We start from the raw sequence: 20,398 nt of genomic DNA, 5'->3' as shown, positions 1-20,398 counted from the left end.
GGCGGGAGGGATGTAAACCGACGGGCCACGCGAATGTTCGGCCAATCGCGCCAAATATACTTATTGCGCATAGACAGCCTCGCATCAAGAACATATATAGAACGAATGTCGCAGATTCAAATTTCCGAAAAGCTTGCCATTCTTGCCGATGCAGCAAAATATGACGCATCCTGTGCCTCATCAGGAACGGCGAAACGCGCAAGCAATAAGTCAGGCGGGATCGGTTCGACCGAAGGCATGGGTATCTGCCATGCCTACGCGCCTGATGGCCGATGCATTTCCTTGTTAAAGATATTGCTGACCAATAGCTGCATTTTCGACTGTCATTATTGCGTCAACCGCAAAAGCTCGAACGTCCGACGCGCACGCTTCACGCCCAGGGAAGTGGTCGATCTGACCCTCAATTTTTACAGGCGAAATTATATTGAGGGGCTGTTCCTCTCGTCGGGCATCATCAAAAGTTCGAATTATACAATGGAGCAAATCGTCGAGGTCGCGCGCAGCTTGCGTGAGGACCATGATTTTCGCGGCTATATTCACTTGAAGACCATCCCCGACGCTGATCATGAATTGCTCGAGGCTGCTGGCCGGCATGCAGACCGACTGTCGATCAATGTCGAATTGCCGACACGTGCGGGCTTGCAAAAACTTGCACCGGAAAAATCGGAAGAGCGCATTGAAGGCGCGATGGGCGGCCTGAAAGAATCGATTCTCGACGGGCGGGATGCGAAGAAGAAATATCGCAGCGCGCCCAATTTCGCGCCTGCGGGCCAATCGACTCAAATGATTGTCGGCGCGGATACCGCGACCGACAGCGACATCGTACGCCGCGCCAATGGACTTTATGATCGCTTCGGCCTGCGCCGTGTCTATTATTCGGCCTTCAGCCCCATTCCCGATGCAAGCGCGGTTTTGCCGCTGCAACGCCCGCCTTTGATGCGCGAACACCGGCTCTATCAATCCGATTGGCTGATGCGTTTTTACGGCTTTGCCCCGCATGAGGTGGTGGACGCGGCCGAGCCGGATGGCAACCTGCCGCTCGATATCGACCCGAAGCTTGCCTGGGCGTTGAAGCACCGCGCGCAGTTTCCCATCGATGTGAACAGCGCGCCGAAGGCCTTATTGTGGCGTGTGCCGGGGCTAGGCACGAAAGCGGTGGACGCAATCGTCAAGGCGCGGCGCTGGCGACGGTTGCGGCTTGAGGATGTGGGCAGGCTCACCGTGTCCGTTACGAAAATACGACCCTTTATCACTGCGGAAGGATGGACGCCCGGCGCGCTGACCGACATGGAGCATTTGCGCGCATCGGTTGCGCCCAAGGTCCAACAGCTGGAGCTGTTTGCGTGATAACCGCCCGACTGGAGAGCGAAGATGACTTTGACGGCTGGCGCACGCAGTGCCGCGGCCTCCTGCGTCTGGGCGCAAAGCCCGCCGATGTAGTATGGCAAGTGGGTGTGCAGCGGACTGACCTGTTTGCCAATCCAGAAAGCACCATTGAGGCCGCTCCTATCGGCGTGCCGAAGGGTTTTGCTGAACTGTCGCGCGCCGTGATTTGCCATAATGACCCGGAACGTTTCGGCCTTTTGTTTCAATTGCTCATCGACCTAAAGGCGGGGCGGCGGCACATGGGCGACCGCGCCGATCCTCTGCTGCGCAAGCTCGACATCATGGCAAAAACCGTGCGGCGGGACATTCACAAGATGCGCGCCTTCGTTCGTTTTCGGCGGATCGTAGAAGATGGTGAAGAGCATTATATCGCGTGGTTTGAACCTGAACATCATATCGTCCGCACCAACGCATCGTTCTTCGTCCGCCGTTTTGCTGGCATGCGCTGGTCCATTCTCACCCCGCAATTGTCGATATATTGGGACAAGGACAAATTGCTGGAGGGGCCGCCTGCGCGCAAGGAAGACGCGCCGTCCGAGGACGCCATCGAGGAGCAATGGAAGACTTATTACGGGTCCATCTTTAACCCCGCTCGCCTTAAGGTGAAGGCGATGTTGAAAGAGATGCCAAAGAAATATTGGCACAATATGCCGGAGACTGCCTTGGTTTCCGAGCTGATCCAGTCCGCGCGCAACCGCGAACTGGCGATGATCGAAAAAGAGACTGCTGCACCCGTGGCGGATACATTGGCGTCGCTGCACGCCGAAGCGGTGCGTTGCCGCCGTTGCCCCTTGTTCGCGCCAGCCACGCAAATCGTCTTTGGCGAAGGGCCAGAGCGGGCCAGACTGATGTTTGTGGGTGAACAACCGGGCGACCAGGAAGATATGCAAGGGCGCCCCTTTGTAGGGCCAGCAGGGCAAATTTTCGATGCTGCGTTGGCACAAGCCGGACTAGACCGATCGCAGGCCTACGTCACTAACGCTGTCAAACATTTCAAGTTTAAACCAGATGGCAAGCGGCGCATTCACGAACGGCCTAATGTCGGCGAAGTCAACCATTGCCGCTGGTGGCTGACACGCGAGATTGAAATGGTGCAGCCCGACCTGATCGTCGCCTTGGGCGCCACGGCAGCGCGCAGTTTAACGGGCCGCAACGTCGCGATTACGGCCAAGCGTGGCAGCATATTGCAAAGCACGGAAGGCGTGCCCGTTTTGGTGACGATCCACCCAAGCTATTTGCTGCGCCTTCCCGATGCGGAGATGGCCGCACAGGAACGCCGCAACTTCGTCGCGGACCTCATGCAAGCGCGCGAGCGCATCGAAACGCTTCAGATGGCGGCGACGTAAAACAGCAAGCACGTTTCGGGGAATGCATGCGGTAATTGCAATCCGTTATGCATCAGCGCCGCGCCGTTGAACATAACGCCCTCTCCGGTCAGGTTCAGCGTTTCAATCGCGGATGGCCCTTTCACCGCCTGCCAGTTGGTCGGCCAAATGAGCTGCAGACGATATTGGCGCTCCGGATCAAGACCACCGAACTTGAAACGCCCCGGCAAAACCTTTGCGTCGCTGGCCACATAAGCAACCGAATAGATCGCTTCGGATTTATCACGTGCCACGACACCGCTAGCTATCAATTGCGGCGCGGTATCGATCCGGAATAGGTCGCCATCATGCAGCAAAGCACGGTGTTTTTTATGCAAAATGATGGCGTTTTTGAGCACATCAAGGTCTGCCGCCCGCTCGGTCAGCAAATTCAGCTCAAGCCCCATATGCCCCATAAGCGCCGTTGCCGCGCGCATTTCCATCGACAAACGCCGCCCCGTAACATGGCATTTTGCTGGACCTACATGGCAACCAAGCACTTCGGAAGGCAGGAAAAAGCTTGCGCCGCGCTGGATAACCTGGCGGTCAAGCGCGTCATTGCTGTCGGACGTCCAAACGCGGTCGCTATGCGCCAACACGCCCATATCGGCGCGCGCGCCGCCGGAGGAACAGCTTTCGATTTCAACATTCGGGTGCGTACTCCGGACGCGGTCAAGCAGCGTGTAAAGCGCCTGAACCTGCGCAAAAGCGCGCGCCGTGCCGTCTTGTCCGCCGGAATGGCTCAGGTCCCGGTTCATGTCCCATTTGATGTAACTGATGGCATGGTCGCGCAAAATCGCATCGATGGCATTGAAGAGGTAATCCGCGACTTCTGGTCGGCTAATGTCGAGCGCAAGCTGCGACCGGAACGGCACCTGCTGCACGCCCTCCAAGCCCAAAACCCAGTCGGGATGCGCGCGGTACAGGTCGCTATCGGGGTTGACCATTTCGGGTTCGAACCACAGCCCGAATTCCATGCCAAGGCCAGTCACATGTTCAACCAAGGGTCCAAGTCCATCGGGATAGACGTCCGCCGATACATGCCAGTCACCCAGCCCCGCCTGGTCATTGCGGCGGCCACCGAACCAGCCGTCATCGAGAACAAAGCGCTCCACACCAATCTCCGCCGCGCGCGTGGTAAGCTCTTTTAGCTTCGCCACATCATGGTCGAAATAGACCGCCTCCCATGTGTTGTAATGCACTGGGCGGGGCTTGGCGCGCATTTCGGGACGAAGCAACTTGGTCCGCACATGGTCATGGAACTTGCGGCTGAGCGCGCTGAGGCCAGCCCCGCTATAGGCCGCTACGATCTCAGAACTGGTATAAGCCTCCCCCGGCGCAAGCCGCACTTCCCCAGGCAAAAGCAATGCGCCGAGGCTTGCCAACACCCGCCCATCGGTCAGCGAGTCCACGCGGAGGCGATGATTGCCGCTGAACGCCAGATGAAAGCCATAGGCCTCACCCGCGCTTTCGCTGGTATCCGCAGCAGCCAGCAAGATAGCGGGATAGCTAAAATGCGACGTCCGTCCGCTGCGGTTCTCGCGCAGATAGGTTGCAGCATCGCGTTTCAAGCGCTCTTGCGTGAACTCCTGCGTCCACCGCCCGGTAAAACCGATGATGTCAGTCATCGCATCCGGCACCGGCAGGCATGCGGTCATCATGTCGTTCACATCAAACGGGGTTGCCCCATAGTTAGTTAGCGTTGACCGGATACGCAGCACACCGGTGAACGCATCGAATTCAATCTCATATTCAAGACCCAGGCGCGTGCGTTCATCGCGGCATATGATCTTAGCACCATGTTCGCGCGGCACAATCTTGCCGACCTCAAACAGGCTGCCCCAATCCTTGCCTGCCCGATGCGCGGCAAGACCATGGAACATCGGGTGGCCAAGCCCCGGCTCCATAGCCAAAGACAAGGGCAAGGACACATCAGCCACGCCGTGCATCCCTTGCCGGATAGACAGCCTCTCTAACTCGGCAACATTGACGCTCAAGGGCAAGGCAGCGCCCCAATGCAGCACCGACAATGGCGCACCCTTCTCGCAGGCCAAAATCAGGCAACAGTCGGGCGCATCGAAACGGATGTGGCGCAAAATATTTTCTCCCCTGGGCACAGGTGCATCAATCACGCGCATCAGACGCGTTGCCTTTTCAAACACATGCTCTAGTTTCGCAACCAACAAAAGCGCAGAGCAATCTGACGCGTGATGCGATGGGGGGATTGCAATGTTCGAAGCCAGTCAGTCGGCTGTCCAGTTTGGCATTTTTGTAAGTCTGACCGCGCTTATCGGCGTTTTCACCTGGCTTAAGGTGCGCGGGCATAACCATGCGAAGGGTGATCAAACCAAGACCGACAAAGAAATATTTCTGGCAGGTGGCGGGCTGAACTGGTTTTTCGTCGCCGGCGCGATCACGCTGACGAACCTGTCCACTGATCAACTGGTGGGGATGAATGGCAACCAGATGCTGTTGCTTGCATGGTGGGAATTGGCGGGGTTTGTGGGGTTGCTGATCTTGGCCTTCGTCTTTGTCCCCATCTATTATCGCCACAATTGCACGACAGTCACCGAACTGCTGGAAAAAAGGTATAATGGCGGAAGCATTCGCACGGTCATTTCGGCGTTATTCCTGATCGGCAATGTTTTCATTTATCTGCCCGCGGTTATCTACAGTGGATCGCTGTTTATGCAGTCGCTCTTTGGCACGGAAATCCCCGTTATCGCTATCGCAGTTATCTTTGCGGTCGTAGGTGCGGCTTATGCGATTTTGGGCGGGCTACGCGCGGTTGCTGTGCTCGATACCTATAGCGGCGTTGGCATATTGGGACTGGCGATGGCGGTGGTCATCCTGGCTTTGGCTGCGGTCAATTTCGACCTGTTTACTGCCGTTCCAACCGAACGTGTATCGATGGTCGGCGGATTGGATTCTCCAATCCCGTTTCACACATTGTTCACCGGCATGATTTTCATCCAGATATTCTACTGGTCAACCAATCAGAATATTACGCAAAAGGCCTTGGCCGCGCCGACCGTACGCGAAGCGCAAAAGGGCGTTATGGCTGCAGCAATTGTCCGCGTGCTCATCATCCCGCCAATTGTCGTCATCCCCGGTGTTGTTGCCTTCAAACTTTTCGGCGATGTAGGCGACCGGGCTTATGGTATGGTTGTAGCCCAAGTGCTCCCAAGCTGGACCAGTGGCATGTTCGCCGCCATGATTGCGGCGGCTGTGCTGACAACCTATTCGGCGGTGCTTAATGCAACGATTACGCTCTACACTGTCGATTTCCACCGCAAATTCATCAATGACAAGACCAGCGCAATTACGCTGAACCGCTTGGTGGGTATCGGCGCAAGCCTTGTCGCTATCGCCTTGGTGCCGCTCTACGCAGGCGCGAACAGTATCATCAACCTGCTGCAAGAGCTCAACGGCCTTTCCTCCATGCCGATCCTGTCCGCGTTCATCGCTGGGCTTCTGTTTCACAATGTCGATGCGCGGGCGGCGATATTTGGGCTGATCTATGGTGTTGGCATTTATGCGCTGCATAATTTCGTTCTGTACCGCCCCGACACCTTGTTCGCTGGTGAGACATTCTATCAGCATTTCGGACTGCCATGGCTGCATTATATTGACGTGATGGTTTTTGTGCTGGTTACCTCGGTGCTTATGGCGCTTGCGGTCAATCGTCTGGTTTTCGGTAACCGCGCCGTTTTCATATTATCAAAGGAGGGACGCGCATTGCGCGTGGCAGAAGCATGAGCGAATATATATTGGTCATCGACGAGGGCACCACATCGACTCGTGCCGTATTGTTTACGGCGGATGGAAGCGCAGTGGACAGTTGTCAGCGGCCGCTAACCCAGCATTATCCGCAGCCCGGACTCGTCGAACATGATGCAGAGGAAATCTGGAACCTCACGCTTAGTTGCGCGCAGGCGATGGTAGCAAAGGCCGGTGGCGCAGATCGTATCGCCAGCATCGGCATTACCAACCAGCGCGAGACGATCGTCTTCTGGGACAAAAGAACAGGAAAACCGCTGGCGCCTGCCATCGTCTGGCAGGACCGGCGGACCGCAGACATTTGCGCCGCGATGAAGGATCAAGGCGAAGAGCCTGTGGTGCAGGCGAAAACCGGGCTGTTGCTTGACCCTTATTTCAGCGGCTCGAAAATCGGCTGGGCTTTGGAGAATTGGCCGCAGTTGAAGGAAGCTGGCGCAAACTTGGCGGTTGGTACGGTCGAAAGCTACCTGGTCTACCGTTTAACCGGAGGAAGCCACATCACCGACGCCAGTAACGCTGCACGCACCGCGCTGATGGCGATTGGCAGCGGCGGTTGGGATGACGGGTTAATGGATCTGTTCGGCGTCCCGCGCGACATTCTGCCCGAGATCACCGATTGCGCAGGCGAGCTTGGCACAACATTGCCGGAGCATTTCGGCGGCGCAATCCGCATTTCGGGCATGGCCGGCGACCAGCAAGCCGCGACCATAGGCCAAGGCTGCTTTGCGGTCGGACAGACTAAGGCGACGTTCGGCACTGGCGCATTCGTGCTTACGCAGACAGGCACCACGCTGCGGCAGTCGCGCCACCGTTTGCTGTCGACGATCTTGTATCAATTGAATGGTGAGCGTCATTATGCACTTGAAGGGTCGGTGTTCGTCGCGGGCAGCCTTGTCCAATGGCTGCGCGATGATCTGGGTCTGATATCGCATGCCGCCGAAACCGAGCCATTGGCGCGCAGCGTCGCGGACAATGGAGGCGTTTATTTGGTGCCTGCGCTATCTGGCCTTGGCGCGCCACATTGGCGGCCAGATGCGCGCGCCACGATCAGCGGGCTTAGCTTTGCAGCGACAAAGGCGCATGTCGCGCGCGCGGCGTTGGAGGCAATGGCCCACCAGACCTATGACCTGAAAACTGCCTTTGCCGCCGATGGCGCAGACTGGGCCGAATTGCGCATTGATGGTGGCATGGTTGCAAATGACTGGATGGCGCAGGATTTGGCGGACATGCTTGCCATTGACGTTGAACGACCGGCATTTGTGGAAACAACCGCGCTTGGCGCGGCCATGCTCGCATCAGTCGGATGCGGATTATACCCTACGCTCGAAGACGCCGCCATTATGCGCGGCGGGGTTACGCGCTTTGCTCCAATGCTTGAGCCAGAGGCCCGTGAAGTCCGTTTATCCGGTTGGACCAACGCACTCGCCCGCGTCCTGCAACATTAACCAAGACCGGCATCTAACAGGCTCAATTGCGTGCTAATGTAAAAATTTACGTCATCTTAACCATCTGAAGGCACGGTAATGTCGTCACAATATTGCGGACGATTTCGGTAGGACCAAAAGATGGATAATGTGCAAGGATTTGAACCATTCGGATCGGACATCGGAGCCGAGTTTCCGGCCTATGCCATTTTCGATGATGAAGATGCAGCAATTGAACCGCCTCCCGTTATTTCCAGTGACGAACGGCGGATGCAAGTCCGCGCCCATAATTTCTGGACCTCTCAGCTTCAGGGGAAAAATTATCCGAATATCGAAGACCTTGATCCTGCCACGATCGATGACTTTCGCGACTATAGCGTGTTACTGGATTTTACATCAGGGATAGACAATCCATCCATCGATTTTCTCGGCGATAAACTTCGTGCGGAATGCGGACTAACTGCCAACATTACGTATCTGGATGAAGTGCCAAGCCGCTCTTTGCTGTCGCGGATCACTGACCACTATCTGCAAATTATCGCCAACCGTGCGCCGATTGGATTTGAAGCCGAGTTTGTAAACAACTTCGGTATTACAATCATGTATCGGGGTATTTTGATGCCTTATTCGTCAGACGATGACACCATCGATTTCATCTACGGCGTTATCAACTGGAAAGAAGTGGCTACAGACGACTTAAACGTCGCTCTTCAGCTTGAGGTCGAACAATCGCTGGCGGCAGTACCTAGTCGTGAAGAGCATGCGCCCATGTGGGACAATGGTCCAATCACCGGGGATATACTCAAAGCTCTAACACCTGCGAATCTCGACGAGGAACCGACTTTTGACGTTCCGGAACTCGTGTTGGACACCCCAGTCGGAGAAAAAACCTGCCTTGCCGATTGGCTTCAAATCGCCCGCCAATTTGCAGATGAAGCACGCGATTCTGACCAGCGCACCCGCGACGCGCTATATCAAGCGATTGGTCAGGCGCACGATTTTGCGCTAATTGCTGCTGAAAATCCCGAAGAATATGCGGAGCTGTTGAGCGATGCTGGCCTGACTGTTCAGGAGCGCGCACCGTTTACGCCCATCGTCAAACTGATTTTTGGCGCTAGCTATGACAAAACCAGACTGACCGAATTTGCCTCTGCGCTCCAATTTGCGCAGCGCAATGCGGTTCCGATGGGAGGCCTTGCGGAGATCCTTGCCAAATTTGACGGCGGTCTGAAAGGCGTCGTCAGCGCGGAGCGCCGTGCCAAGAAGGTCGCCGCAGGCCTGCAAATCGCGCCAGCATCAACCGACCCGCGCCCCCGCCTGCGGTCCGCACGCAAAAAAGATCTGAGCGAATTTGCCGACACCGGTGACGAGTTCATTCTGTTCGTCGGTCGCCGCGAAGCAGATGGCAGCGTGGCGATTATCGGCTCGGTTCAGGGTGATGCGGCGCTGACGGAAAAGGCTCTTCGGAAAGCTGACGTCTGACTTGTTTTGACGAACGTTAGTCCGTAACGCGTCGGATTAATGACCGATGCCCTTGCACTTGCCTACGCCCAACGACTGATTGCTTGCGAAAGCGTCACCCCGGCCAACGGCGCAGTATTCGATGAGCTCCAGAATATGCTGGTGCCATTAGGATTTACCGTCGAACGATTCATTTCAGGCGAAGACGACGACAACCCGGCACATGGGGCGCCGGTAGAAAATCTGTTCGCGATCCGCGAAGCTCAGGGAAATCACTTTGCCTTCGCTGGCCATGTCGATGTCGTGCCGCCGGGAAATGGCTGGGCCAGCAATCCGTTCGTGCCCGAGATTAAAGGTGACCTTTTGCACGGGCGCGGCGCCGTTGACATGAAAGGCAGCATCGCGGCTTTTGTCGCTGCGTTGCACGACATCCCCAGCGATGCGGGAACCATAAGCCTGATCATTACAGGCGATGAGGAAGGTCCAGCTATCCACGGCACACGCGCGCTGATCACGCACATTCAAGCACGTGGGACGATACCTGATTTTTGTCTTGTTGGTGAACCAACCAGTGTCAACCGCCTCGGCGACATGATGAAAATCGGCCGCCGCGGTTCCGTTAATATGTGGATTTCAGTCGCGGGAACGCAGGGCCATGTTGCTTACCCGCATTTGGCAGACAACCCAATTCCGCGACTAATCGCGATTTTGGCGGATATCGAAGCCATCACGCTTGACGAAGGCACCGACTGGTTTCAGGCGAGCAATATCGAGATTACCGACCTGAATGTCGGCAACAAGGCGACAAATGTCATTCCCGCAAAGGCCGAAGCGCGGTTGTCAATCCGGTTCAATGATTTGCAAAACGGTGAAGCGCTCGTTTTGCGGCTCCGTGAGCTTGTCGAAGCCCGTGGGGGTGCACTCACCGCCATGATCTCTGGCGAGGCCTTCCTGACCCCTCCTGGCGCGCTCTCAGGGGCTATTTCGGAAGCGGTTGAGGCTGTCGTCGGGATCGCGCCAGAAGCATCAACAACAGGTGGCACTTCGGACGCGCGATTCCTCACAAAAATATGCCCAGTGGTCGAGTTTGGCCTTTGTAATGCCACCATGCACAAGCTGGATGAAGCGGTCGCTATTGCCGACCTATCGGCGTTGACGGAAATATACAGGCGCGTTGCGCTAAAAATGCTGGCGACTTAGGTTGGCGGCCTAAGTCTTTAAAATAATGTAGAGCGCGCCTGCGCCACCATGGCGCGGGTGGGCGTTGCGCACCGCCGAAATATGCCGGGCGTGACGTGACGCCGCAAGCCAGTCGCGGACAACGGCAGCAATTGCGCCCCTGCCCTCACCACTTGCCCGGTCATGCGTGCGCGATTTGCCGGTTACCAGCAATATCACCTTCATTCGCTGCGTAATCGCCTGCTCCAGCGCACCATCAAGGCGGTTATAGGCCAGCGACAAAGAAGCATCATGCAAGTCGATGCTGACATCAGGAACGATGCTGCCCCGCCTGATCCTTTTGTCCCAATGTCCATCAAGATTGTGCGGAACAGGCGTAAATTTGCTTTGGATGGTTGCGTGTTTTGGGTTTGCGTTGTTCGGGACAGGCTTGGGCTTGGTATTTAGAAACTCTGTCAGCGCGGCCCTATCGGCAGTCGGGGTTGCAACAGGCACCGGCTTCGCTTTTCCGCCATGCATCGGTTTTACGGTGGCTATGACCTTACCCCAAAGCGATCTTTCCGTGCTGTCGAGATGCCGCGCCATGGCAGCTTTACAGGCCTAACCTTGCAACCGCAGCCTTGGGCAAAAATACCAGCGCTGCTCCGCGAGCAGACATGCCACCTGCAATTGCGCGCGCGCGGTCGCCTGCACCCCAGAAGGTATCGACACGATTGGCGCCCTTGATAGCGCCGCCAGTATCCTGCGCAATCCAGATGCCATTGGGTTCAGCGCGGTCCATCGACAGCCAGACAGGTGCGCCCAAGGGTATGAACTTCACATCAACTGCAATGCTCGCCTCACCCACAACAGGATAGCCCATCGCGCCCAATGGTCCGGCGCCAGTGAGTTCGCGGAAGAATATATAGCTTTTGTTTTCCTGCATAATCTTGCGGCCCTCTTCAGGATTCGCCTTAAGATAAGCGACAATTCCTTGCATGGACGCGTCGGTTATCAAACCGCGGTCACGCATTAACCTGCCAATGCCGGTGTATCCGCGCCCATTCTGGCTTTCATAGCCAATGCGCATCACGCCGCCATCCGGAAGCTTTAGCCGGCCCGACCCCTGGATTTGGAGAAAGAAGAATTCAACAACATCTGCTGCGTAAGCGATCTCAAGACCGCGCCCAGCCAAGGATCCGCCTTCAATAGCTGCCCGATCATCATATTGCACAAGTTTCGTGCCGGTCACCTTACCCCGGATATTTTTACCCTTCAAATCTTCGGAGAACAGCCCCAGATCTACGTCGATAAGGTCTGCCGGGCGTTTATACACTGGCACATTGCACCCGGGCCGGGGCGTTCGGCAACCGGCTATCTCAGGTTCAAAATAGCCGGTGGCAAAGGCCTTGCCATCGCCAACCTGGACCGCGTCCATATGCGCTGCAAAAAACGAAACGGCATCGCCCGTCCAGGTCTTGACGGCGTCACATGCTGCGACCCAATCGCTTCCCTGAGTTAAACCGCTATTGTCGAGACGCCGGACCAGGCCCGGGCAGCTTGTCCTAAAGCTATCCATGGCGATCTTTGCCTTGCGCTCATCAACTTGTAGTGCGGCAATTTGTGGACCACGCACGACACCCAATGTCGCAGCAGTTGTTCCATCGCCGGTCTGCACTGGCGGGGCTATCGTAGCTTCGGGTGTTGAAGGGATTGGCTTTGCAGCTTTGTCCGCAACAGTGCGCGCAGGCGCGGATGGTCCCGACGATGTCGCAGGGCCTCCATTCGGGATGACCCCGCTTGAACAGGCGGAAAGTGAAAAGGCGGATAAACCGAAAACTAAAAGGGCGCGTTTCATCGCCCGGATGAATCAGACCGAGTCGGTTTCGTCAAGCTTCCAGTTACGGCCGCCTGATTTCACGTCACGCATGAAGGTCCAAATATCGTGCGTTTCGACAGCATCGGTCATCGATCCGCCAATGATATTTCCTTCGGCATCCTTGACCATTGCCGCGATGTCAGCGTCAAACCGAACCGATATACGGGCCATCGGATGATCGTAGCTTGCATCCACGACGCGAACTTCATCAATACGCACCAATCGGTTTTCAAGAGTTTCGCCACGTGCCGTGCGCCCATCGATCGCTTCGGCAAAGCTTTCGTAGACATCGTCGTCGCACAAGAAACGCAAAGCTTCCTTGTCGCCCTTCCAATAAGCCTCAAGAACCATTTTATAAGCGGATTTTGAACCTTCTACAAATAGTCCAAGGTCAAAGCTGCGGTCTGCATTGGCAATTGCCTTGATGCCGCTTTGCGCGGCCATGTCGACGTTTGCCCAGTCATTTGCCGGCAAAGTTGTAGCAGCGTCGCCGCCAACTGATGGCTGCCGCAACAATGGCGTTGTATTTGCTTCAATGGGACGTCGGGCCACAGGCTCCTGTTCGTGCCCGGTGCGTTTTCCGAGAACAGAATACAGGCGAAGGCCCAGGAAAGCTGCAACCAAAGCTAGCAATACAATAGTAAACGTCACAAAGCCTCCATGCGGCAAAAATGTCAGCCGGTTCTGTGCAAAATTTATTCGCCCGGCTCCAGTATTAAAGCATATAAGCATTAATGATACGGGTTTCAAAGGGCTTTGCCCAAAGAAAAATGCGGCTTGGCGCAAGCGCAACAATCATTGCCCTTTCACGGCTCGCCTGCTAGGCGCGACGGCCATCAACGGTCGCGTCATAACGACCACGGCAACAAATAAGAAAGCACGACATCTCATGGCCGACGAAACAGGTACTATCGTTTCTGACAATGTAAAAGCCAATGGCGAAGATACTGCGCCTGCAGTTGGAATGTTGAATCAATATATCAAGGACTTGTCGGTTGAAAACCCGCATGCCCCTCATAGCTTCAACTGGGAAGGCGCGCCACAAATTGACGTTCAGGTTAATATTCAGGCCAATGCCATCACAGACGAGGTGCACGAAGTCGCCCTTCGGCTTGTTATCAAGGCCGAGACCGACAATGGCGTTCAATTCTCCGTAGAGCTTGATTACGGCACGTTGTTCGGCCTGCGGAACGTCTCGGACGAGCAGGCCCATCCATTTCTCTTTGGCGAAGCGCCCCGCCTGATGTTCCCATTTGCGCGCCGGATTGTTGCCGATGCAGTGCGCGATGCAGGCTATCCACCATTGGTGCTTGAACCGATCGATTTCAATGCGCTCTATATTCAGCAGCTGTCCCAAGCACAGCAAATGGCCGAGACACAGCCTGCCGGCGAAGCCTGAAGCTAGCAGCACCAGGTGAACATATGAGCCTGGTTCGTAACAGCATCACCATCGGGGCGCTGACGCTGGTCAGCCGCGTCCTTGGGCTTGTGCGCGACATGTTAATGGCCCGCTTTGTTGGCGCAGGGCTTGCGTCCGACGCATTTTTGATTGCGTGGCGCCTGCCCAACCTGTTTCGTGCATTGTTCGCAGAAGGCGCCTTTGCAGCGGTGTTTGTCCCCCTTTTTAACAAGAAGATGACCGAGGCCGAGCGCGAACAAGCTGACCAAGGCCTGATTGCCGCACGCACGTTCGCTAGCCAAGTGCTGTCAGTGTTGTTCCCGTTTCTCGTTGTATTTACAATTATGATGATGTTAGCTGCAGGCCCGGTGGTTTGGGCCATGACTGGCGGTTTTCCTGATGGCGGACCGGAAAAGTTCGCGCTTGCGCGACACCTGACGATCATCACTTTCCCCTATCTCGCTCTTATATCTTTGGTCTCTTTGCTCGGCGGGATATTAAACTCGCTGAACCGTTTTTGGGTAAATGCCGCAGCACCTATTTTACTCAACATCTGCATGATCATCGCGCTGATATTCTTCCGCGGCGATACGGAAGTTGAAACGGCTGTCACTCAAGCAATTGCGGTGACGGTTTCAGGCGCGTTGCAATTGCTTTGGCTAATGTGGGCATGTCACCGGGCAGGGGTTAATCTTAATCTTACTTTCCCACGTTTGACCCCGGACGTAAAACTGATGCTGGCGTTAATCGCACCCGCCGCCATCGGACAAGGCGCCATTCAGTTCAATCTGCTGATCTCCACCTCGCTCGCCGCCCGATTCCTGCCCGAAGGCTCCGTGTCATGGCTCTATTATGCTGACCGGCTTAATCAATTGCCTCTTGGCCTAATTGGCATTGCGATCGGCACGGCCATATTGCCCGCGCTTTCGCGCCAGATTGCAGGAGCGGATAGCAAGGCAGCCTCCGACACCCAAAACCGCGCGGTGGAACTGGCGCTATTCTTCGCGATGCCAGCAACCGTGGCTTTAATTGTATCGGCGATTCCTATTGTCCACGGTATCTTCGAACATGGTGCCTTTACGGCGGCCGATACGCGCGGGACGGCAGCCGTCCTGATGGCGTTTTCGGCTGGTGTTCCAGCTTATGTCCTGATCAAGGTGCTGACACCTGGTTTCTATGCACGAAGCGACACCAAAACACCGTTGCGGCTGGCCTTATGGTCAATGCTCGTCAATCTTGTCGGCAATCTCATTCTTATCTGGCCGTTGGCGCATATCGGTGTCGGTGTGGCGACAGCCATCGCCGCTTGGGTTAACGTAGCATTGTTGTGGTTCACTCTACGCAAGCGTGGCCACATCGAAGTCGATGCCAGACTGAAGCAAAAGACCTGGCGAATTGTGTTGGCAGCATTTTCAATGGGCGTTGCGCTGTTTTTCGGCAACGAACTCATCGAGGATCAACTTGGCTCGGGATTGTGGCGTCGAATTGCCGTATTATCCCTATTGGTGAGCGTTGGCGGCGCGGTATATGCGCTCTCCATACTGCTTGTTGGGGCCTACCGGATCCACGAGCTGAAATCCCTCTTCCGCCGGCGCGCCACCACGCCAGCGGCACCTGTTAGCGAGTAAAAAACATGCGCGTCGTTTCTGGCATTCAGCCAACTGGCAACCTCCATCTGGGCAATTATCTGGGTGCCATCCGCAACTGGGTCAAAATGCAGGACGAGATGGAATGCCTGTACTTTCTCGCTGATTTGCATGCCATTTCAATGCCGCATGTACCCGCGGAGTTGACTGCGAATACCCGCGAAATGGCAGCCGCCTTGCTCGCTTGCGGGCTGGATACCAATAAAGCGATCCTGTTTAATCAGGCGCAGGTCCCCGCCCATGCTGAGTTGCAATGGCTGTTAACCGGCACGGCGCGTATGGGTTGGCTGAACCGCATGACTCAGTTCAAGGACAAGTCTGGCAAGAATCGTGAAGGCGCAAGCATTGCGCTGTTCACTTACCCCATTCTGCAAGCTGCTGACGTCCTGCTGTATCAGGCAACGCACGTGCCAGTTGGCGAAGACCAGAAACAACATCTGGAGCTCGCCCGCGACATCGCACAAAAGTTCAATACTGATTACGGCAATGGGACCGAGATTTTCACGTTGCCGGACCCGATTATTCCTAAGGCAACCGCACGTATCATGAGCTTACGTGACGGAAATGCAAAAATGTCCAAGTCAGACCCAAGCGATATGAGCCGCATTAACTTGACCGACGATGCGGATACGATCCTGGCCAAGATCAGGAAAGCCAAAACCGACCCCGAACCCTTGCCGTCGGAACAGGATGGTCTCGAGGGCCGGCCAGAAGCAAAAAACCTTGTGGGTATATACGCCGCCTTTGCTGAGGAAACTGTTGACCAGACGTTGGCGCGGTTTGGCGGTCAGGGATTTGGCGCATTCAAGCCGGCACTGGCGGAAATCGTCGTTGAGCATTTGCGTCCCATTTCCGAGCGCTTTGCGGCGCTCAAGGATGACCATGAACAGATTGACGCTGCGCTCGCCAAAGGCGCCGCCAAGGCGCGCGAATTAAGCGCACCCACATTAAAGTCGGCTTACGCAGCCCTTGGCCTGCTGCGTTAAACAGGGTCATATTGTCGTTCAACCGCAGTTCAGTTGAACCATCGTAGCCTAGGAACGTTATAAGTCACTCGGCCTCCGGTCGATTCTTAAGGAATTTAATTGATGAAAAAGGTCGCAATGTTTCTCGCCCCGCTGGCGTTGCTCACGCTGAGTGCTTGCGCCACTCCTTTCAACGCTGATGTTTCGCGCTTTCAGGAGCTTCCGGCCCCACAAGGTCAAACCTTCGTCATTCGCGCAGCAAATCCTGCTAATGCTGGCGGAATTGAGTTTGGCCAATATGCGGCTCTCGTGGCAAACGAGCTTCAGGAAATCGGATATGTCCCTGCATCAGGTGCAAATGCGGACATGACCGTCGTACTCGATTATGCTGTCGATCAGGGCAAAGAACGAACGATCGTGCGTCAGGACCCATTCTACGATCCTTATTGGGGATATGGCAGTTTCTACCGGCCTTATGTCGTGCGCACACGTCGCGGTGCACGCTATGTCGTGGGTTATTATGATCCGTTTCTCTACAGCGGCTTTAATCGTCCCTACGACGTCGACAGCTTTACTGTCTACACGGCCAATCTGGATATGAAGATTGACCGGAACGGCGATGGCAAGCGTTTGTTCGAGGGCAAGGCTGAAGCAAAGTCACGGTCGAACAAGCTACCCTATCTGGTACCAAATCTGGTTGAGGCGATGTTCACCGGCTTTCCCGGCAACGGTGGAGAAACCGTGCGCATTTCGGTCGCTCCCGAGGAAAAACGCTAATCACGAAAATCTGGGCTGCGCGCTAAACGCCGCAGCCCAGTTCGGTTTTTCCATAGGCAGCGACTTCGCCGCGCGTCGCAGTGATTCCCGCATATAGCTCTGTTGATTGGAACAGGCCGTCGCGCCCGATATTAAACCCTTGTCCGCGAAACACTTCAATGACTTTAGCGGGCGGGTCATCGAAATAGAGCGACTGCGATTCATAATGCTGCGCAAGTCCTGTCAGCGACAATCCTTCGAAAGAACGGCGTAGCCTTACAAATTTGCTTTTACCTTCTATCGCCGCATAGGCTTTTTCCCGCGCTGTTTCATCTGCGAAGTCTTTCGCTTCCAACGCCTGCCACTGCGCTTGCAGTTGCGCGCCAATCTTCGCGAATTCCGCGCCGATCTCGCCGGCAAATGCGCAGGTTTGGGGATTAAAGCCAATGGAAATTGGCTTGCCGCCCAGCCGGGCCAATATGGAAGTGGCGTCGGCGAGGTAGCCATAGCGGCCACCGTCAAGCTTCACCTCGATAAAATTATCTGCCGTGGTCCCCACCAGCGTCAGCTTGGTGCCTTCGCGGACCCGGTCCAGCAAATCGCTATCGGGCAAAGTTGTTGCCCAGACGTCAATCAACCCATCCGCAGCCCAAGATTGATCATTTAATGACTTGGTGAGAACCGGCGGCTTATTTTGCGACAGGTTGATAAGGGCGACAAAGCCATTGCCGTCGCTCAGTTCAAGCCATCCGCCATCACTACCAGAGCCAGGCTGAATTGTCCCCGTGACTTGCGACCCACGCGGCAATTTGCCCAAGATATTACTGCCGGTAGTCGTCGGCCTGTCGCGTAAATTCGCGTCGGTCATTGCAAAGAATATCTGCGCTCCAGCTTGTGAGGCATCTTCCGTTTTGGTTGCGGCTGAATCAGCGCTCGGTTGCATATCGTCGGCAATAAACAGCCAGAAATAGAACCCGCCCATAATCAACAATGTAACGATAGCAGCAGCCGGCACCAGCCAGTGCCGCTTTGTAGCCGATCTGGAATATTGTCTTGCAGCTTTAGGCTTCAGCGCATGTCCACATTTGGCGCAAAAGGCGGCGCTTTCTGGATTAGCAAACCCACATGATGCGCACGTTTTTCCCATTACTTTCCTTCCGACTCACATCATGGGGATAAGCGCTGGAAAGCCTGTTGAAAAGGGGTGGAAAATCAGGCTTCGAGCTGGCGCAACAATGCACGCACATCATTGTCCATGTCGCTGTCCTGCTGGCGAAGGCCTTCAACCAAGCGCACCGCGTGAATGACGGTGCTGTGATCGCGTCCACCAAATTTGCGTCCGATTTCGGGGTAGCTGCGCGGTGTCATGACCTTTGCGAGATACATCGCCACCTGACGCGGGCGAACCACGGCGCGCGCCCGGCGCTTCGAAGACATTTCGCTTCGGTCAATGCGATAATATTCACACACGGCGCGCTGAATCTCGTCAATGGTGATCCGGCGGCGGCACGCGCTCAGGATATCCTTAAGCTGCTCTTCGGCCAATGTCCGCGTGACTGGTTTACCAGTCAACTGAGCATAAGCGAGCAACTTGTTCAGTCCGCCTTCCAGTTCGCGGACATTACGGCTGATGGTGCGGGCGAGAAACTCTACCACGTCTTCACCGACTTGCGCCTCGGGCATGTTGGCCAGACGCTGTTGGAGAATCAAGCGGCGCAGCTCCAGGTCGGCTGGCTGGATATCAGCGACCAAGCCCATGGACAGGCGCGAGAGTATACGCTGGTCTACGCCGTCAAGCGCTTGAGGTGCGCGGTCAGCCGAAACGACCAAGCGCTTGCCCGCGCCGATGATAGCGTCGATCGTGTGCAGAAACTCTTCCTGCGTCGAAACCTTGCCGATGATGAACTGGATATCGTCAATAAGCAGAACGTCAACCGCACGCAGCCTTGCTTTGAACTCCATGACTTCCTTGCGCCGCATCGCGGTCACAAATTCCATCATGAATTTTTCGGCCGACATGTACAGAATCTGAGCGTTCGGATTAACCTCGGCATAAGCATGCCCGATGGCATGCATCAGATGCGTCTTGCCTTGGCCTGTCGCCGCCTGAAGATATAGCGGGTTAAACAATGGCTTGTCTTTCGACGCAACGCGTTCTGCCGCGCTTAAAGCGAGCACGTTTGTTTGGCCTTTGACAAAATTTGCGAAAGTCATTCGCGGGTCAAGCGCCGCACGCGGTGCAATTGATTCGCTCGCCTCTTGCGCTACCGCACGTTCTGCGTTGTTGGATGCACGCAGCAATTCAACCCTGGGTGCACCAGGCCGCGTCCGGATTTTAAGCTGTTTGACGCTGTTGTTGGTGCTTGACCAAGCAAGACGCAGGCGATCAGCATAATGATCCGATACCCAGCTTGCAGAGAAATCCGACGGCAGCAATAGCTCCAATGTGCCGGTCAGATCGCAAAAATCCCCCAAGCTTATGGAGCGAATCCATTGCCCGTAAATCTGTGCCCCTAAATCGCGACGCAATCCTGAAGAGATATTATGCCAATCGGCATCAAAACGAGCTTTTGACATTAGGGCATCACTGCCGTCTGCCGATGGACCTATTTTGTTTTGCGATACTGAATTGCCTTCGGCCAACTTGCCTGCCCCCATTTTCCACCCCAACCAGTACTACATAACCGCAGGCTATCTACCGGACACAGATCGACCAGGGGATGGCCTCACATTTGTTTCCAAATGCAGCCAACGCCACGTTTCAATTCTCCATGTAAGGCATTGCCTGACTGTCGTCATGCGTTGCTGGAAAGCATTTCTTAGACCCCAAGAAACGAGTCGATCAAGAGCAGGGCTGCAAAAAAACTGAAATAAATGCCATTGACTCGGCTAGAGGCGAGCAAATGCGTTAATTAAATGATAAACCACTGAATTAGCGCAATTTTACCATAAATTCGCACGAAGGAACCGCCCGAATCGCGGGAAATCCTCACCGTTAAACAATGTTACATTTCACAAAAAAACCCGCCGTGAATGCGGCGGGTTTCGAAACTTGGAGGCGGAATGATCCCGCCGGTTGGGCTGGGTCTAAGCGAGACCGCCGACCGCCTTTGTGAGGCGACCAAATTTGCGCGAAGCAGTATTCTTGTGGAGGACGCCCTTGGAAACGCCACGTGCCAG

The 20,398-nt window shown here is 55.5% G+C and carries 17 protein-coding genes; 10 read left to right on the top strand and 7 right to left on the bottom strand.

Features of this window, described 5'->3' with window-relative positions; translation table 11 throughout:
- The first annotated feature begins 105 nt into the window (after positions 1-105).
- Together ACK4S7_RS03390 and ACK4S7_RS03385 are read left to right on the top strand one after the other, a co-directional pair.
- Positions 106-1,347: a putative DNA modification/repair radical SAM protein gene (locus ACK4S7_RS03390; RefSeq protein WP_409644549.1), complete on the top strand. Its 1,242-nt coding sequence runs from the start codon at positions 106-108 to the stop codon at positions 1,345-1,347.
- Positions 1,344-2,732 carry a UdgX family uracil-DNA binding protein gene (locus ACK4S7_RS03385; protein ID WP_409644548.1) on the top strand — a complete coding sequence of 463 codons (1,389 nt, stop codon included), beginning with the start codon at positions 1,344-1,346 and terminating at the stop codon, positions 2,730-2,732. Before ACK4S7_RS03390 ends, ACK4S7_RS03385 begins: the two co-directional genes overlap by 4 nt.
- On the opposite strand, the gene ACK4S7_RS03380 is transcribed toward ACK4S7_RS03385, so the two are convergent.
- The gene (locus ACK4S7_RS03380; protein WP_409644547.1) at positions 2,714-4,933 is read right to left on the bottom strand and encodes an alpha-galactosidase; all 2,220 of its coding nucleotides are present in this window, start codon (positions 4,931-4,933) and stop codon (positions 2,714-2,716) included. The two genes, ACK4S7_RS03385 and ACK4S7_RS03380, sit on opposite strands and share 19 nt — an antisense overlap.
- A gap of 46 nt (positions 4,934-4,979) precedes the next feature.
- On the opposite strand from ACK4S7_RS03380, the gene ACK4S7_RS03375 reads away from it, so the two are divergent.
- The 4 genes from ACK4S7_RS03375 to dapE all read left to right on the top strand — a co-directional run bounded on the left by ACK4S7_RS03375 (position 4,980) and on the right by dapE (position 10,615).
- Positions 4,980-6,509, top strand: a complete 1,530-nt coding sequence (locus ACK4S7_RS03375) for an SLC5 family protein (RefSeq protein WP_409644546.1) — start codon at positions 4,980-4,982, stop codon at positions 6,507-6,509.
- The gene (locus ACK4S7_RS03370; RefSeq protein WP_409644544.1) at positions 6,506-7,975 is read left to right on the top strand and encodes a glycerol kinase; all 1,470 of its coding nucleotides are present in this window, start codon (positions 6,506-6,508) and stop codon (positions 7,973-7,975) included. The genes ACK4S7_RS03375 and ACK4S7_RS03370 overlap by 4 nt, the downstream gene beginning before the upstream one ends.
- Positions 7,976-8,095: 120 nt before the next feature.
- Positions 8,096-9,436 (top strand): hypothetical protein, encoded by a 1,341-nt coding sequence (locus ACK4S7_RS03365; RefSeq protein ID WP_409644543.1) that lies wholly within the window; start codon positions 8,096-8,098, stop codon positions 9,434-9,436.
- Positions 9,437-9,475: 39 nt separating this feature from the next.
- Positions 9,476-10,615, top strand: coding sequence for a succinyl-diaminopimelate desuccinylase (gene dapE / locus ACK4S7_RS03360; RefSeq protein ID WP_409644542.1), 1,140 nt, complete (start codon positions 9,476-9,478; stop codon positions 10,613-10,615).
- Positions 10,616-10,624: 9 nt separating this feature from the next.
- Here the strand turns inward: dapE and ACK4S7_RS03355 are convergent, their stop codons facing one another.
- Genes ACK4S7_RS03355 through ACK4S7_RS03345 form a run of 3 tightly spaced genes read right to left on the bottom strand, consistent with a single transcriptional unit; the run spans position 10,625 to position 13,103 of the window.
- Positions 10,625-11,179, bottom strand: a complete 555-nt coding sequence (locus ACK4S7_RS03355; protein WP_409644540.1) for a Smr/MutS family protein — start codon at positions 11,177-11,179, stop codon at positions 10,625-10,627.
- 7 nt (positions 11,180-11,186) lie between these two features.
- Positions 11,187-12,431, bottom strand: coding sequence for a murein transglycosylase A (locus tag ACK4S7_RS03350; RefSeq protein WP_409644539.1), 1,245 nt, complete (start codon positions 12,429-12,431; stop codon positions 11,187-11,189).
- 12 nt (positions 12,432-12,443) lie between these two features.
- Positions 12,444-13,103: a Tim44/TimA family putative adaptor protein gene (locus ACK4S7_RS03345; protein ID WP_409644538.1), complete on the bottom strand. Its 660-nt coding sequence runs from the start codon at positions 13,101-13,103 to the stop codon at positions 12,444-12,446.
- 238 nt (positions 13,104-13,341) lie between these two features.
- Between ACK4S7_RS03345 and secB the strand changes: the two genes are divergently transcribed.
- The 4 genes from secB to ACK4S7_RS03325 all read left to right on the top strand — a co-directional run bounded on the left by secB (position 13,342) and on the right by ACK4S7_RS03325 (position 17,239).
- A complete protein-coding gene (gene secB, locus ACK4S7_RS03340) occupies positions 13,342-13,851 on the top strand; it encodes a protein-export chaperone SecB (protein ID WP_409644537.1) in 510 nt (169 codons plus the stop codon).
- Positions 13,852-13,874: 23 nt separating this feature from the next.
- Positions 13,875-15,479, top strand: coding sequence for a murein biosynthesis integral membrane protein MurJ (murJ, locus tag ACK4S7_RS03335; RefSeq protein ID WP_409644535.1), 1,605 nt, complete (start codon positions 13,875-13,877; stop codon positions 15,477-15,479).
- 5 nt (positions 15,480-15,484) lie between these two features.
- Positions 15,485-16,483: a tryptophan--tRNA ligase gene (gene trpS / locus ACK4S7_RS03330; RefSeq protein ID WP_409644534.1), complete on the top strand. Its 999-nt coding sequence runs from the start codon at positions 15,485-15,487 to the stop codon at positions 16,481-16,483.
- Positions 16,484-16,585: 102 nt separating this feature from the next.
- The gene (locus ACK4S7_RS03325) at positions 16,586-17,239 is read left to right on the top strand and encodes a DUF4136 domain-containing protein (protein WP_409644532.1); all 654 of its coding nucleotides are present in this window, start codon (positions 16,586-16,588) and stop codon (positions 17,237-17,239) included.
- A 22-nt stretch (positions 17,240-17,261) separates the two neighbouring features.
- Here the strand turns inward: ACK4S7_RS03325 and ACK4S7_RS03320 are convergent, their stop codons facing one another.
- From ACK4S7_RS03320 to ACK4S7_RS03310, 3 genes are all read right to left on the bottom strand, one after another.
- Positions 17,262-18,233, bottom strand: a complete 972-nt coding sequence (locus tag ACK4S7_RS03320) for an SH3 domain-containing protein (RefSeq protein ID WP_409644531.1) — start codon at positions 18,231-18,233, stop codon at positions 17,262-17,264.
- 197 nt (positions 18,234-18,430) lie between these two features.
- A complete protein-coding gene (dnaA, locus tag ACK4S7_RS03315; RefSeq protein WP_409644529.1) occupies positions 18,431-19,795 on the bottom strand; it encodes a chromosomal replication initiator protein DnaA in 1,365 nt (454 codons plus the stop codon).
- Between the two features lie 510 nt (positions 19,796-20,305).
- Positions 20,306-20,398 (bottom strand): 30S ribosomal protein S20 (locus tag ACK4S7_RS03310; protein ID WP_409644597.1); only part of this gene is annotated, 93 nt, incomplete at its 5' end.

The sequence above is a fragment of the Sphingorhabdus sp. genome, assembly GCF_046292425.1.
Lineage (GTDB): Bacteria > Pseudomonadota > Alphaproteobacteria > Sphingomonadales > Sphingomonadaceae > Sphingorhabdus_B.
The sequence above is the reverse complement of the archived record's forward strand: the minus strand, read 5'-3'. Positions and strand labels throughout refer to the sequence as shown.